A 14,197-nucleotide genomic window follows, 5' to 3' on the forward strand; every position below is an offset into this window, starting at 1 on the left:
GGGTGGCCGGTTGCTCCGCTTCACGGTGCTGGAGGCCCGCTGCTGCGCCTTCGCCGTCGCGCTCGTCGGCGGCATCGCCGTGTCGGGGATGCTCCCCGGGCTCCCCCTCCCCCGCTACGACCTGCTCCTCCTCTACGGCATCGGACTGACCGTCCTCGCCTGGCGCCTGGGCTGGGACAGCACCAGGGACGTCGCCGTGATCGCCGCCTGCCATGCCATCGGGCTGCTCTTCGAGCTGGTCAAGGTGCGGATGGGTTCCTGGAGCTACCCCGAGGAGGCGTGGACCAAGGTCGGCGGCGTGCCGCTCTACGGCGGCTTCCTCTACGCCGCCGTGGGCAGCTATGTCTGCCGTGCCTGGCGGCTGTTCGACCTGCGGCTGACCGGCTACCGCCCGCGCCTGATGGCGCCTCTCGCGGCGGCGGTCTACGTCAACTTCTTCAGCCACCACTGGCTGCCCGACGCCCGCTGGGTGCTCGCCGCCCTGCTGCTGGCGGCGACCGCGGGCACCTGGGTGCGCTTCCGCGTCGGCGCGGAGGACCACCGGATGCCGCTGGCGCTGTCCTTCGTGCTGATCGGCTTCTTCCTCTGGGTCGCCGAGAACGCGGCGACCTGGGCGGGCGCCTGGAGCTACCCGCACCAACTGGACGGCTGGGAGCCGGTGTCGGTGGCCAAGGTCGGCGCGTGGGCGCTGCTGATCACGGTCACCTTCGTGCTGGTGGCCCGGGCCCCGGGCCGCACCCCCGGCCCGGTCACGGACGCTCCGGGTCCGGGCCGGACGCTCGCTCCACCGCCCGGTGGAAGCCCGTGTGGACCGCCAGCAGCCCGCCGTCGACCCGCAGAGTGGTGCCGGTGATCCAGGCCGCGTCCCGGGAGGCGAGGAAGGCGACGGCCGCCGCGATGTCCTCGGGCTCCCCGACCCGGCCCAGCGGGTAGACCTCGGCCAGCGCGTCGAGGACGTCGGCCCGCCCCTCCCAGGCACGGGTGCGCACGGTCCCGGGGTTGACCTGGTTGACGCGCACCCCGCGCGGGGCCGCCTCGCCCGCCAGGGTCCGGGTCAGCGAGGCGAGGCCGGCCTTGGCGGCGCTGTAGGCGTGTCCGCCGAAGGACTGCTCGGCGTTGACGGACCCGATGTTCACGATCGCGCCCCGCCCGGACGCACCCCGACCCTGCGAACCCGGCCCACCGGACGCCACCCGCCCCGGCGCGCCCCGCTCCGCCGGGCCGCCCCCGGCCAGGTACGGCAGGGCGGCCCGCGCGCAGCGCATCGCGCCGCCGAGGCAGATGTCGATGTCCCGGGCCCAGCCCTCGTCCGGCAGTTCCTCGAACGGGCCCTGGTGGTCCAGCGCGGAGAACGCGTTGTTGACGAGGACGTCCAGCGAGCCGAAGGTCCCGGCCGCGTACGCGACGGCCGCCTCGACCGAGTCCCGGTCCGCCACGTCCACGCGGTACGCCTCGGCGCCGTCGACGGCCGAGGCCGTCTCCTTCGCCGCGTCCGCGTCGACGTCGGCGACCAGCACCCGTGCGCCCTCCGCCGCCAGCCGGCGGACGGTGGCCGCGCCGATACCGCGCGCCCCGCCCGTGACGATCGCCCCGTACCCCTCGAAACGCCCCACGTCCGCACCCCTGCCCTCGTGCCGTCGCCCGCCTCGTGTCCCCGCGCCCGTGCGTCGACCGCCCCGGGCGCCCGGGGTCACAGCGTGGAACGTACCGCGCGGATCAGCGCCTGCGCACGGGGGTCGGCGGTGACTCCCTTGCGCATCCCGTTGGTGACGTAGCCGAGCGCGATGCCCGACTCCGGGTCGGCGAAGCCGAGGGAGCCGCCGCGGCCGGGGTGCCCGAAGGACCCGGGGCCCAGCAGCGGGGCGGCGGGCCCGTGCAGCATGAAGCCCAGGCCGAAGCGGGTGGCGACGACGAGGACCCGGTCCGGCCCCGCGGACTCCTCGGTGCGGGCGAGGGTCAGCGTGGCGGGCGCGAACAGCCGCGCGCCGCCGTCGACCTCGCCGATCGTGGCCGCGTAGAAGCGGGCCAGGGCGCGGGCGGTGGAGATCCCGCCCGAGGCGGGCAGGCCCGCGGCCCGGTACGCGGGGTCGTTCTCGTCCGGCAGCGGCCGGATCGCCGAGAAGGCCCGCCGGGTGAGCGATTCCGTGTCCTCGTAGGCCGCCGCGACCGAGCGCTTGGGGCGCAGCCGCAGCCCGCCCCCGGCGGCCGGGGCGGGCTCGGCGACGGGACCGATCCGGCCGACGCGGTGGGCCTCCTCGGCGGGCAGGCCCATCCAGAAGTCGAGCCCCAGCGGCCGGGCTATCTCCTCGGCGACCCAGCGGCCGATGGTCCGCCCGGTGACCCGGCGCACCAGTTCGCCCAGCAGCCAGCCGTAGGTGTGCGCGTGGTAGCCGTGCTCGGCGCCCGGCTCCCAGACGGGCGCCTGCGCGGCGAGGGCCGCCGGTCCGGATACCCCGTCCAGGGCCTCGGCCGGGGTGAGCGGCCGGTCCAGGACGGGCAGTCCGGCCCGGTGGGAGAGGAGGTGGCGGACGAGCAGGCGCTCCTTGCCGGCCGCCTTGAACTCCGGCCAGTAGGTGCCGACGGGCGCGTCCAGGTCGATCTGGCCGCGCTGGTGGAGCAGGAGGACCACGGCGGCGGCGACGCCCTTGGTTGCGGAGCGGACGATCTGCGCGGTGTCCACGGCCCACGGCTCGGCGCCGTCCACGTCCCGGGTGCCGGCCCAGAGGTCGACCACCTTCCGGCCGTGCCGGTAGACGGCGACGGCCGCGCCGCGCTCGCCGCGCTGCTCGAAGTTGCGCACGAAGGCGTCGGCGACCGCCTCGTAGCCCCCGGCCGCCGTGCCCCGGACGTCCACCACGTCTGCTCCTTCGCTGCCGTCCATCTCCCCCATGGTGCAACGCCCCCGGGGAACCTCCGCTTCCGGGGGCGGGGGCAGCGGAAGCGGAGGCACCCGGCCCCGGCCCCCGCCCTCCGGACCCGGGCGTCAGCTCAGGACGATGGAGACGTCGATGTTGTCCCGGACGGCGTTGGAGTACGGGCAGACCTGGTGCGCCGCCGAGACCAGGCGGGTGGCGAGGTCCTGGTCGACGAGCGGCAGGGAGACGCTGAGCGCCACGGCCAGCCCGTAGCCGCGCGCGTCGTTGGGGCCGATGCCGACCTTGGCGGCGACGGTGGAGCCGCTGAGATCGAGTCCGGCGCGGCGGCCCACGAGGACCAGGGCGTTGTGGAAGCAGGCGCTGTAGCCGGCCGCGAAGAGCTGCTCGGGGTTGGTGCCGTCGCCGTCCCCGCCGAGGGCGACGGGCATCGCGACCCGCAGGTCGATCTGCCCGTCGTGGCTGGTGACATAGCCTTCCCGCCCGCCGTGCGCGGTCGCCTCCGCCACATGGAGGATGGTGGTGGGCCGGGTGCCGGGGGTGTCCGGGCGGGTGTCGATCCGCTCGCCGCCGGTCTGCTCGCTCACGCGCCCGACTCCGCCGTCGCGGCCTCGGCCAGCCGCCGCAGTTCGGTGCGCAGCCGGGCGATCTCCTTGCCCCCGAGCCCGGTGCTGCGCATCAGCCCGGCCGGGACACACTCCGCCCGCCCGCGGAGCGCCGCACCCTCCTCGGTGAGGACCAGCCGCACCGAGCGCTCGTCGGCGGCCGAGCGTTCCCGCCGCACCAGCCCGGCCGACTCCAGCCGCTTGAGCAGCGGCGAGACCGTCCCGTAGTCCAGGCGGAGCGCGGCGGTGAGTTCCTTGACGGGCACCTCGCCGCGTTCCCAGAGGACGAGCATCGCCAGGTACTGGGGGTAGGTGAGGCCCAGTTCGGCGAGGAGCGGCCGGTAGGCGGCGGTCACCGCGCGCTGGGCCGCGTACAGGGCGAAGCAGAGCTGGTCGTCGAGGAGCAGGGAGACGGGCTGCTCCCCCGCCGTCGTCCGGTCGTCAGTCACCCGCCCATTCTCACGGACCGGCAGCCCGGCCGTTCCCACGGACCGGCCGGACGCCCGTTCCCAGGGGCCGGCCGGACGCCCGTTCTCAGGGACCGGCCGCCGGGGCACGCACGGACCGGGGGTCGAAGCCGAACGGCAGCTCCAGCCGGTGCGCCCGCATCAGCTCGGCGTCGCGGAGGAGTTCACCGGTCGGGCCGTCCGCCGCGATCACGCCCTCACTGAGGACGACCGCGCGGGGGCACAGCTCCAGGGCGTACGGGAGGTCGTGGGTGACCATCAGCACGGTGACGTCCAAGGCCCGCAGGATGTCGGCCAGTTCGCGCCGGGAGGCCGGGTCCAGGTTGGAGGAGGGCTCGTCCAGGACCAGGATCTCCGGTTCCATCACCAGCACCGTCGCCACCGCGACCCGGCGGCGCTGCCCGAAGGAGAGGTGGTGCGGGGGGCGGTCGGCGAACTCCGCCATGCCGACCCGGTCCAGCGCGGCCATGACCCGCTTCTCCAGCTCCGCCCCGCGCAGCCCGCCCGCCGCCGGTCCGAAGGCGACGTCCTCGCGGACCGTGGGCATGAAGAGCTGGTCGTCCGGGTCCTGGAAGACGATGCCGACCCGGCGGCGGATCTCGGCGAGGTGGCGCCGCTCGACGGGCAGCCCGGCGACGGCGACCGTGCCGACCCCGCCGGTCAGGATGCCGTTGAGGTGGAGGACGAGGGTGGTCTTGCCCGCGCCGTTCGGGCCGAGGAGGGCGACCCGCTCGCCCCGCGCCACGGTGAGGTCGACCCCGAACAGGGCCTGGTGCCCGTCGGGATAGGCGTACGCAAGGCCCCGCACCTCAAGCGAGGGCGGCGCGGCGGGGCCCCGGGGCGGCGCGGGCTCACGCGTCGGTTCGTCGGTCACAGGGACCATCCCAGCAGACAGACCACCAGCGCGAGCGCGGGCAGCACGGCCGCGTACGCCCACTGCGCCCGGCTCGCCCCCGCCTCGTCGAGCAGGGGCATCGCGCCGGTGTAGCCGCGGCTGACCATCGCGAGGTGCACCCGCTCCCCGCGCTCGTAGCTGCGGATGAACAGCGCCCCGGCCGACTTGGCGAGCACACCCCAGTGCCGTACCCCCCGTGCCTCGAAGCCGCGCGAGCGCCGGGCGACGGACATCCGGCGCAGCTCCCCGGCGATCACGTCCCCGTAGCGGATCATGAACGAGACGATCTGGACCAGCAGGGACGGCAGCCGCAGCCGCTGGAGGCCGGCGACCACGGAGCGCAGTTCGGTGGTGGAGGCCAGCAGCACGGAGGCGGCGACGCCGAGGGTGCCCTTGGCCAGGATGTTCCACGCGCCCCACAGTCCGGGCACGCTCAGCGCCACCCCCAGCACCTCGGTCCGCTCGCCGGGCACCACGAACGGCATCAGCAGGGCGAAGGCGACGAAGGGCACCTCCACCAGCATCCGCTTCAGCAGATGGCCGGGCGGGACGCGGGCGAGCACGGCGACCCCGGCGAGCAGCGCCGCGTACAGGCCGAAGGCCCAGACCGCCTGGCGCGGGGTGGAGACGACGATCAGCACGAAGCACAGGACGGCGACGAGCTTGCAGTGCGCGGGGAGCCGGTGCACGGGCGAGTCCCGTGGCACATGGAGGGCGTGCGCGTGCCCGGCTCCCATGTCAGGCGGAGCTTCCGGCCGTGTCCCGGTCCCCGCTCCCCGGCTGCCCGCCGCCGCCCCCGGAGCCGGTCCGGCGGCGGCGCACCACGATGAAGACGCCGGTGCCGGCGACGACGGTCGCGCCGACGCCGATCACCCCGGCGACGCCGCCGGAGAGGCGTGGGTCGGTGATGTCCGCGACCGCGTAGTCGGCGAGGGGCGAGTCGGCGGTGTGGTGCTCCTCGACGGACCTGTCGAAGCCCTTGTCGGAGGCGACCCGCTCCAGACCGTCGGGGTTGGCGGAGGCGTAGAAGGAGACGAAGCCGGCCAGGACCAGGGAGGCGACGAGACCCCCGGTCCAGACCTTGCGGGGCGAGCGGGCGCGCGCCGGGGCGGGCTCGGCGGCCGGGGCGTCGACCAGTTCCCCGCCGACGCGCAGCTTCAGCGGGGCGGCAAGTCCCCGGGCGCCGTACACCAGGTCGGGCCGGACCGCGAGGACGGCGCTCACGGTCAGTGCGGTGATCACCGCCTCCCCGATCCCGATGAGGACGTGCACGCCGGTCATGGCGGCGAGCACCGAGCCGATCGGGACCTCGGTGACCCCGCCGAGCGCGTAGAGCAGGACGAAGGCCGCCGCGGAGGCGGGGACGGAGAGCAGGGCGGCGACGAAGGAGGCGACGACCACGGAGCGCCGGGTGCGCGGCAGGAGGGCGGTCAGACCGCGGAAGACGCCCCAGGCGACGAGCACGGTGACGATGCCCATGAGCACGATGTTCACGCCGAGGGCGGTGAGGCCGCCGTCGGCGAAGAGGACGCCCTGCATCAGCAGGACGACGGAGATGCAGAGCACCCCGGTGTACGGGCCGACCAGGATCGCCGCGAGCGCACCGCCGAGGAGGTGTCCGCTGGTGCCGGCGGCGACCGGGAAGTTGAGCATCTGCACGGCGAAGACGAAGGCGGCGACCAGGCCGGCGAGGGGCGCGGTGCGTTCGCCGCCGATCGGCCCGGCCGGCTCCCCGCCCAGCTCGCGGCGGGCGCCGCGGAGGCTCACGGCGACGGCGCCGGCGGCGACCACGCCCGCCGCGACCGAGACCGGTGCGTCGATGAATCCGTCGGGGACATGCATGTGCGCCTCCGCTCCGGACAGAAGTACAACCGTCCAATGATAGAGACCTGTTGCAAAGGACTCGCAAGAGCGCAGAGGTCACAGATGAACATGCCCCTCAGGAGCGGGTCGAGCACTCCGCGCAAAATATGGGACATTAGAGGATAAAGCAGACGAGTGTGAGGAGCCGGTCGATGTCCCCCGCCGTCACAGAGCACGCCCGAGGTCGGATCGTCACCGACGCTCCCCAGCACCGCGCCGTCCGGGTGTCCCTCCGCTACGACCCGGTCGCGGACCCGCAGTCCGTCTGCTTCGCGTTCCCGAGCGGCCGGGAGTGGACCTTCCCCCGCGAGCTGCTGGAGGCCGGGCTGAAGGCCCCGGTCCGGCGCGGGGAGGTGGAGGTCTGGCCGTGCGGCCGGGTGCAGGCGGTCGTCGAGTTCCACACGAGCGACGGCGTCGCCGTGGTCCAGTTCGACGCGAAGACCCTGAAGCGCTTCCTCCGCCACACCGACGCGGTGACGACCGCCGCCGCCAGGGGCTGACCGCGCCCGCTCGACGCTCCCGACCACGAAGCAAGGCCGTTTCCGCGGGACCCCGGGGTCCCGCGGAAACGGCCTTCTCGCTACGCGGCGGCCCCCGTCCCCACGGTGCCGCCGCGTCGTCCGGGAGCTCGCTCCTCCGGCTCCGGACGGACCGCGCGGTCCGTCCGGAGCCGGCCCCCGGCGGCCTGCCGGCCCGCCGGGACTCCCGGAGTCCAGGGGTGCGGGCCGGACGGGCCGGCCCGCACCGGGTGGGGTCAGACGCGGACCAGTTCCCGGTCCTCGTCGGGCTCGTCGGAGCCGTCGCCGGGCTCCGCCTTGTGGAGCTTGTCGCCCTCCACGTCCAGGTCCGGCAGGACCCGGTCCAGCCAGCGCGGCAGCCACCACGCCTTGCGGCCGAGCAGCGCCAGCACCGCCGGCACGATCGCCATCCGGACGACGAAGGCGTCGAAGACCACCGCGATCGCGAGACCGAAGCCGATCATCTTGATCATCTGCTCGCTGGAGCCGATGAAGCCCGAGAACACCGCGATCATGATGACCGCCGCGGCCGTGACCACCCGGGCCCCGTGGCGGAAGCCGGTGACGATCGCCTCGCCGGGCCGCTCGCCGTGCACGTACGCCTCGCGCATCCGCGTCACCAGGAAGACCTCGTAGTCCATGGCGAGACCGAAGACCACACCGATCATGAAGATCGGCATCATCGACATGATCGGACCGGTCTGCTCGACGCCGAACACCGAGCCCAGCCAGCCCCACTGGAAGACCGCCACGACCGCGCCGAGCGCGGCGACCACCGAGAGCAGGAAGCCGAGAGCGGCCTTCAGCGGCACCAGCACCGAGCGGAACACGACCATCAGCAGCAGGAACGCCAGGCCCACCACGAGCGCCAGATAGGGCAGCAGGGCGTCGTTCATCTTCTGCGAGAAGTCGGTGTTCATCGCGGTGGCACCGGTGACGTAGACGTTGTCGCCGCTCTTCTCCCGGATCTCGTGGACCAGGTCCTCGGTCTCCACCGAGGACGGGCGGTCCTTCGGGACCACCGTGATCATCGAGGTGTCGCCGGCCTTGTTCGGGGTCGGCGGGGTGACCGCGGCGACCCCGTCCATACCCTTGACGGTCTCCACCGTGCGGTCGGCCTCGGCCTTGTCGCCGTCGACCACGACCATCAGCGGACCGTTGAAGCCGGGACCGAAGCCGTCGGAGAGCAGGTCGTACGCCTTGCGCTGGGTGGTGCTGACCGGCTGGGAGCCGTCGTCGGGCAGGCCGACCTCCAGGGAAGCGGCCGGTACCGCGACGGCGCCGAGGCCGACCACGCCGACGAGCAGCACCGCGACCGGGCGCCGGAGCACGAACCGGGCCCAGCGGGTACCGGCGTTGGGCTTGTCGGAGACCTGCTTGCCCTGCCGGACCTTCCGGCCGACCACCTTGTCCCCGGCGAAGCCGAGCAGCGCCGGGATCAGGCTGAGGGCGATCAGGACGGCGATGACCACGGTGCCGGCGGCGGCGAAGCCCATCTTGCTGAGCATCGGGATGTTGACCACCGCGAGGCCCACCAGGGCGATGACCACGGTCAGACCGGCGAAGACCACGGCCGATCCGGCGGTGCCGACGGCCCGCCCGGCGGCCTCCTCCCTCTCCCGGCCCTCGGCCAGTTCGGCGCGGTAGCGGGAGACGATGAACAGCGCGTAGTCGATGCCGACCGCGAGGCCGATCATCATCGCGAGGGTCGAGGTGGTGGTGCCGAGGTCCAGCACGTTCGCCAGGGCGGTGATCGTGGAGATGCCGATACCGACGCCGATGATCGCGGTCAGCAGCGGCAGCCCGGCCGCGACCAGCGAGCCGAAGGTGATCACCAGGACGATCCCGGCGACGATGACGCCGATGATCTCGCCCGCTCCGGTGTGCGGAATGGCCTGGAGCGCGTCGCCGCCGATCTCGACCGTCAGCCCGTCCGCCCGGGCCTCCTCACCGGTCTTCGTCAGCGCGTCGCGGGTCTCGTCGGTCAGCTCCATCGAGTTGACCTTGTAGGTGACGGAGACGTACGCGGTCGAGCCGTCCTGCGAGACGGCCTTGACGGCGTAGGGGTCGGTGACCTGGGCTATCTGGTCGGAGCCGGACTTCAGCGCGGCGACCGCGTCGGCCACCTCGGCCTTCGGGCCGGCGTCGGTCATCTTCTGCCCCTCGGGGGCCTTGAAGACGACCCGGGCGGTGGCTCCGTCGGCGCTGCCGCCGGGGAACCGTTCCTCCAGCAGGTCGAAGGCGCGCTGCGCCTCGGTGCCTGGGATCGAGAAGGACGAGGAGGTCGCGGCGGGCGCCATGGCCGCGCCGGTGCCGGCGATCGCCAGCAGGGCCACCCACAGCAGGGCGACGAGTCGGCGGCGCCGGAACGCCAGCCGGCCGAGTTTGTAGAGGAACGAGGCCACGAGGGCTACTCCCGTGTGTGAGGTGAACAGGGCAGGGGGAGCCGGCCCGACGACGAGAGCGGCGCGTCAGGTGCTGCGGGTGCTTGGTGCCTGGTGCCTGGTGCTTCGGGGAAGCGGACTTGCGGGATCCGGGTCGTGCGGGATCCGGGGGACGGTGCGGAGACGGGGAGCTCCGCGGCACCGGAGGCGGGGACGGGCACTCCGGGTGCTGTCCGGAGCGGGGAGACTCCGGGGCCGGAGCGGGGAGACTCCGGCGGGTCTTTGGATCAGGCGGATCGGATGGATCAGGCGGATCAGGCGGATCGGATGGAGCAGGTGGATCAGGTGTGCAGGACGGGCAGGACGACGGCGTCCAGGTACTCGCTCAGAAAGGCGCGGTCGGGGATCCGGTCCTCGATGAGTTCGCGGGTGACGAACGCGCCGATGAGCATATGGACGACATAGGGCAGAGCCGGGTGGTCCTGGCGGACCTCGCCCCGCTCGACCGCTCTGCGCAGCACCGCGTCCAGCCCGGTCATCTCGGGCTCGACCAGCAGTTCGCGCAGCGCCTGGTGGAGGTCGGGTGACGTGTGGACGGCCTGGAAGAGGCCCCGCATCAGCGCGGAGTCCTTCTCCATCTGACAGTCGTCCGTGCGATCGATCATCGCCTCCAAGTCCCCGCGCAGGGACCCGGTGTCGACGTCGGCCGCATGGACGGGCTTGCTGTGCCGCATGGCCTTGACGACCAGTTCGGCCTTGCTCCCCCACTGGCGGTAGAGGGTGGCCTTGCTGGCCCGCGTCCGGGCGGCGACGGCGTCCATGGTGAGGGCGTCGTAGCCGACCTCGCGCAGCAGGTCGAGCACGGCGTCGTACAGCTCCGCCTCGCGTTCGGGGGTGAGCCGGCTGCGTGGTGTCGCCATGCCGCCTCCTCACGTCCCGGGCGCGGACGCCAACTGAACGAAACCGTTTCGTACACGACGACGGTAGCCCATCCCTCCCGCGAAACGAAACCGTTTCGCTTGTGGACTGGGTCACCCCGCGGCCCGGCGGCGCGACACGCCCGCGAGTTGCCGCGCCCCGGGCCCCCGGAAAGCATTGGGGGGTGAGTGACGACGCCGCGTATCTCCGCTTCCCGCATCTGCACGAGGACCTGCTGTGCTTCGCCGCCGAGGACGATCTGTGGGTCGCCCCCCTGGTCCCGGAGGGGCAGCGGCCCGGCCGCGCCTGGCGGTTGACGGTGGACCGCACCCGGGTGGGCCATCCCCGCTTCTCCCCCGACGGCACCGGCATCGCCTACACGAACTGGCGCAGCCTCGACCCCGAGGTCCACCTCGTGCCGGTGGACGGCGGGCCGGCGAGGCGGCTCAGCTACTGGGGCTCCACCGACACCCGGGTCTGCGGCTGGACACCCGACGGCCAGATCCTCGCGGTCTCCTCGCACGGCCAGCCCTTCTCGTACTTCTCCTGGGCCTACAGCCTCTCCGTGGACGGCGCCCCCGGCGGGCGGCTGCCCTGGGGCCCGGTCGCGGACATCGCCGTGACGGACGTGGCCGAGGGCCCCTCCCAGGCCGGTGGCGCGGGCTGCGAGCGGCGCACCCTGCTGCTGACCGGCAAGCCGCCGCACGAGCCCGCCGCCTGGAAGCGCTACCGCGGCGGGGCGACGGGCCGGCTCTGGCTGCACGGCGAGCGGCTGCTGCCCGATCTGGACGGGCACCTCGACTCCCCGATGTTCGTCCGCGGGCCGGGCGCGGACCGCTGGGCGCCGGAGGAGGGCGGGCGCATCGCCTTCCTCTCCGACCACGAGGGTGTGGGCAACCTCTACTCCTGCCTGCCGGACGGCACCGACCTGCGCCGCCACACCGACCACGACGCCTTCTACGCCCGCCACGCCGCCAGCGACGGCCGCCGGGTCGTCTACCAGTGCGCGGGCGACCTGTGGATCGTCGACGCGCTCACCCCCGGCTCCGAGCCCCGGAAGCTGGAGGTCCGCCTCGGCGGCCAGCGCGCCGGGCGCCGCCCGTACCAGGTCCCGGCCGCCGCGCACGTGGACGCGCTCTCGGTCGACGAGACCGGCCGGGCCAGCGCCGTCGGGGTGCGCGGCAGCCTGTACTGGCTCACCCACCGCGACGGCCCCGCCCGCACCATCGCGGACACCCCCGGCGTCCGGGTCCGGCTGCCCGGGATGCTGGGCAGCGGCGGCCAGGTCGCCTATGTCACCGACGCGGGCGGCGAGGACGCCGTCGAGATCGCCTCCCTGCCCCGCGCCACCGGCGACCGGCCGGCCCGCCGCCTCGCCGAGGGCCGACTCGGCAGGGTCCTGGAACTGGTCCCGGACCCGGACGGGGACCGGATCGCGGTGGCCTCGCACGACGGGCGGCTGCTCCTGGTCGACGCGGACGAGGAGGGCACCGGCGAGGTGACCGAGCTGATCCGCTCGCTCAACGGCCCCGTCCGCGACCTGGCGTTCTCCCCCGACGGCGGGTGGCTGACCTGGTCCCACCCGGGTATCGGCCGCTCCCTGCGCCAGATCAAGATGGCCCGGATCGCGGACCGCACGATCGTGGACGTCACCAACGGCCGCTTCGAGGACGAGAACCCGGTCTTCACCAGCGACGGCCGCTACCTCGCCTTCCTCTCCTGGCGCGGCTTCGACCCGGTGTACGACGTGCACACCGGCGACCTGTCCTTCCCCCTCGGCTGCCGCCCGTACCTGGTCCCGCTGTCCTCGGCGACCCCGTCCCCCTTCGCGCTCACCCCGGAGGGGCGTCCGGCGGCGGGCGGTCTCGATCCGCTCGGCGGCGGGGAGGCGGGGGACGGGACGGTGATGGTGGAGACCGAGGGGCTGGAGAGCCGGGTGGTGCCCTTCCCGGTCGCCGCGTCCAAGTACTCGGCGCTGCACCCGGTGAGCGGCGGCGGGCTGGTGTGGCTGCGCTGGCCGATCTCGGGCGCGCTGGGCGAGACCTTCGCCAACCCCGCGGACACCTCCGGGCGTCCGACCCTGGAGCACTTCGACCTGGCCAAGGCGCGCAGGACCGAACTCGTCGACCATCTGGACTGGTTCGCGGTCAGCGGCGACGGCAGCCGGCTGGTCGTGGTGGACGAGGGCGAGCTGCGCGCGGTGCCCGCCACCGAGTCCGGCGACAGCGACTCCACCGTCTACCTCGACATGCGCCGCATCCTGCACGAGGTGGACCCGCCCGCCGAGTGGCGGGGGGCCTTCGACGAGGCGGGCCGCATCATCCGCGCGTACTTCTGGGACCCGGACCTGTGCGGGATCGACTGGGACGGGGTGCTCGCCCAGTACCGGCCACTGGTCGAACGGGTCTCCTCCCCCGACGAGTTCGCGGACCTGCTGCGGGAGGTGATGGGCGAACTGGGCACCTCCCACGCCTATGTCACCGCCGGACGGCGCAACGAGGGGCCGGCCCACTACCAGCGGGCGATGGGCCTGCTCGGCGCCAACCTGGTCTGCCGGGACGGGAAGTGGGTGGTGAAGCGCATCCTGCCCGGCGAGTCCTCCGACTCCAAGGCGCGCTCCCCGCTGGCCGGCACGGGCATCCGCGAGGGCGCGGTGCTCACCCATGTCGACGGCCGCCCGGTGGACCCGGTCACCGGGCCTTACCCGATGCTCGCGGCGGCGGGCGGCACCACGGTGGAGCTGACCTTCCTCCCGGCGGAGGCGGGCGGGGGCACGGCGGTGGCTTCGGACGATGGCTCGGCCGCGCCCTCGGGCGGGGCGGCGGTGGCTTCGGACGATGGCGCGGGCCCGGACGCGGGCCCGGCTCCGGGCACGGCGGGTCCCGGCGCGCGGCCGCGCCGGGTGGCGGTGGTGCCCCTGATCGACGAACGCCCGCTGCGATACCAGGACTGGGTGGCCAAGCGGCGGGACGTGGTCCGGGAGCTGAGCGGCGGCAAGTGCGGCTACCTGCACATCCCCGACATGGGCGGCTCGGGCTGGGCGCAGTTCAACCGCGACCTGCGCCTGGAGGTGTCCCGCCCGGCCCTGATCGTGGACGTGCGCGGCAACGCGGGCGGCCACATCAGCGAGCTGGTGATCGAGAAGCTGACCCGGAAGATCCTCGGCTGGGACCTCACCCGGGACGCCCAGCCGGTCAGTTACGCCTCCAACGCGCCGCGCGGCCCGGTCGTCGCCATCGCCGACGAGGCGACCTCCTCCGACGGGGACATGATCACGGCGGCGTTCAAACTCCTGGGCCTCGGACCGGTGGTGGGCACCCGGACCTGGGGCGGGGTGGTCGGGATGACGGGCCGTCACCGGCTGATCGACGGCACGGTGATCACGGTGCCGATGAACGCGGCCTGGTTCGACGCGTACGGCTGGTCCGTGGAGAACCACGGCGTGGAACCGGATCTGGACGCGCTGCGCACCCCGCTGGACTGGGCGGAGGGCCGTCACACGGACATGGACGACGCGATCCGGCTGGCGCTGGACCTGCTGCGGTCCAGCCCGGCGGCGGAGCCCCCGGACCACTCGGCGGTCCCGGACCTGCGCCGCCCGAAGCTGCCCCCGCGCGACTGACGGGGGCGGCGCACGGCCCGGGGCCGGGTGCGCGGGCCCCCCGCACACCCGG

12 protein-coding genes are annotated in these 14,197 nt (G+C 74.1%); 3 read left to right on the plus strand and 9 right to left on the minus strand.

The features are described from left to right. Positions 1–10: 10 nt before the first annotated feature. Entirely contained in the window at positions 11–853 is an 843-nt protein-coding gene (locus tag C593_RS30925) for a DUF817 domain-containing protein (protein WP_199790012.1), read from the plus strand. On the opposite strand, the gene C593_RS0108660 is transcribed toward C593_RS30925, so the two are convergent. The 7 genes from C593_RS0108660 to C593_RS0108690 form a co-directional block, all read right to left on the minus strand. Beyond that, a complete protein-coding gene (locus C593_RS0108660) occupies positions 750–1,613 on the minus strand; it encodes an SDR family oxidoreductase (RefSeq protein WP_018846904.1) in 864 nt (287 codons plus the stop codon). The two genes, C593_RS30925 and C593_RS0108660, sit on opposite strands and share 104 nt — an antisense overlap. 77 nt (positions 1,614–1,690) lie before the next feature. After that, positions 1,691–2,881, minus strand: a complete 1,191-nt coding sequence (locus tag C593_RS0108665; protein WP_037745220.1) for a serine hydrolase domain-containing protein — start codon at positions 2,879–2,881, stop codon at positions 1,691–1,693. A 102-nt stretch (positions 2,882–2,983) separates the two neighbouring features. Continuing rightward, the gene (locus C593_RS0108670) at positions 2,984–3,460 is read right to left on the minus strand and encodes an organic hydroperoxide resistance protein (protein WP_018846906.1); all 477 of its coding nucleotides are present in this window, start codon (positions 3,458–3,460) and stop codon (positions 2,984–2,986) included. Next, a complete protein-coding gene (locus C593_RS0108675) occupies positions 3,457–3,927 on the minus strand; it encodes a MarR family transcriptional regulator (RefSeq protein ID WP_026277495.1) in 471 nt (156 codons plus the stop codon). Before C593_RS0108675 ends, C593_RS0108670 begins: the two co-directional genes overlap by 4 nt. A gap of 85 nt (positions 3,928–4,012) precedes the next feature. Then, positions 4,013–4,828: an ABC transporter ATP-binding protein gene (locus C593_RS0108680; RefSeq protein WP_051093649.1), complete on the minus strand. Its 816-nt coding sequence runs from the start codon at positions 4,826–4,828 to the stop codon at positions 4,013–4,015. Beyond that, positions 4,816–5,577 (minus strand): cobalt ECF transporter T component CbiQ, encoded by a 762-nt coding sequence (cbiQ, locus tag C593_RS0108685; protein ID WP_018846909.1) that lies wholly within the window; start codon positions 5,575–5,577, stop codon positions 4,816–4,818. Before cbiQ ends, C593_RS0108680 begins: the two co-directional genes overlap by 13 nt. Position 5,578: 1 nt before the next feature. Further along, on the minus strand, positions 5,579–6,682 hold the full coding sequence (locus C593_RS0108690) for an energy-coupling factor ABC transporter permease (protein WP_018846910.1): 1,104 nt from the start codon (positions 6,680–6,682) through the stop codon (positions 5,579–5,581). A 173-nt stretch (positions 6,683–6,855) separates the two neighbouring features. Between C593_RS0108690 and C593_RS0108695 the strand changes: the two genes are divergently transcribed. Next, positions 6,856–7,203, plus strand: coding sequence for an SsgA family sporulation/cell division regulator (locus tag C593_RS0108695; protein WP_018846911.1), 348 nt, complete (start codon positions 6,856–6,858; stop codon positions 7,201–7,203). A 254-nt stretch (positions 7,204–7,457) separates the two neighbouring features. Here C593_RS0108695 and C593_RS0108700 read toward each other — a convergent pair whose 3' ends face one another. Next, positions 7,458–9,626 (minus strand): MMPL family transporter, encoded by a 2,169-nt coding sequence (locus C593_RS0108700; protein ID WP_018846912.1) that lies wholly within the window; start codon positions 9,624–9,626, stop codon positions 7,458–7,460. 320 nt (positions 9,627–9,946) lie between these two features. Next, positions 9,947–10,525: a TetR/AcrR family transcriptional regulator gene (locus tag C593_RS0108705; RefSeq protein WP_018846913.1), complete on the minus strand. Its 579-nt coding sequence runs from the start codon at positions 10,523–10,525 to the stop codon at positions 9,947–9,949. A 182-nt stretch (positions 10,526–10,707) separates the two neighbouring features. On the opposite strand from C593_RS0108705, the gene C593_RS0108710 reads away from it, so the two are divergent. Beyond that, positions 10,708–14,145, plus strand: a complete 3,438-nt coding sequence (locus tag C593_RS0108710; RefSeq protein ID WP_018846914.1) for a S41 family peptidase — start codon at positions 10,708–10,710, stop codon at positions 14,143–14,145. Positions 14,146–14,197 lie beyond the last annotated feature (52 nt).

The sequence above is a fragment of the Streptomyces sp. CNT372 genome, from assembly GCF_000377145.1.

Excerpts from the sequence above, each read along its gene's own strand:
- C593_RS0108665 (WP_037745220.1), bottom strand. The coding sequence starts at position 2,881 with ATGGACGGCAGCGAAGGAGCAGACGTGGTGGACGTCCGGGGCACGGCG.
- C593_RS0108705 (WP_018846913.1), bottom strand. The coding sequence starts at position 10,525 with ATGGCGACACCACGCAGCCGGCTCACCCCCGAACGCGAGGCGGAGCTG.
- C593_RS0108695 (WP_018846911.1), top strand. The coding sequence starts at position 6,856 with ATGTCCCCCGCCGTCACAGAGCACGCCCGAGGTCGGATCGTCACCGAC.
- C593_RS0108690 (WP_018846910.1), bottom strand. The coding sequence starts at position 6,682 with ATGCATGTCCCCGACGGATTCATCGACGCACCGGTCTCGGTCGCGGCG.
- cbiQ (WP_018846909.1), bottom strand. The coding sequence starts at position 5,577 with ATGGGAGCCGGGCACGCGCACGCCCTCCATGTGCCACGGGACTCGCCC.
- C593_RS0108680 (WP_051093649.1), bottom strand. The coding sequence starts at position 4,828 with ATGGTCCCTGTGACCGACGAACCGACGCGTGAGCCCGCGCCGCCCCGG.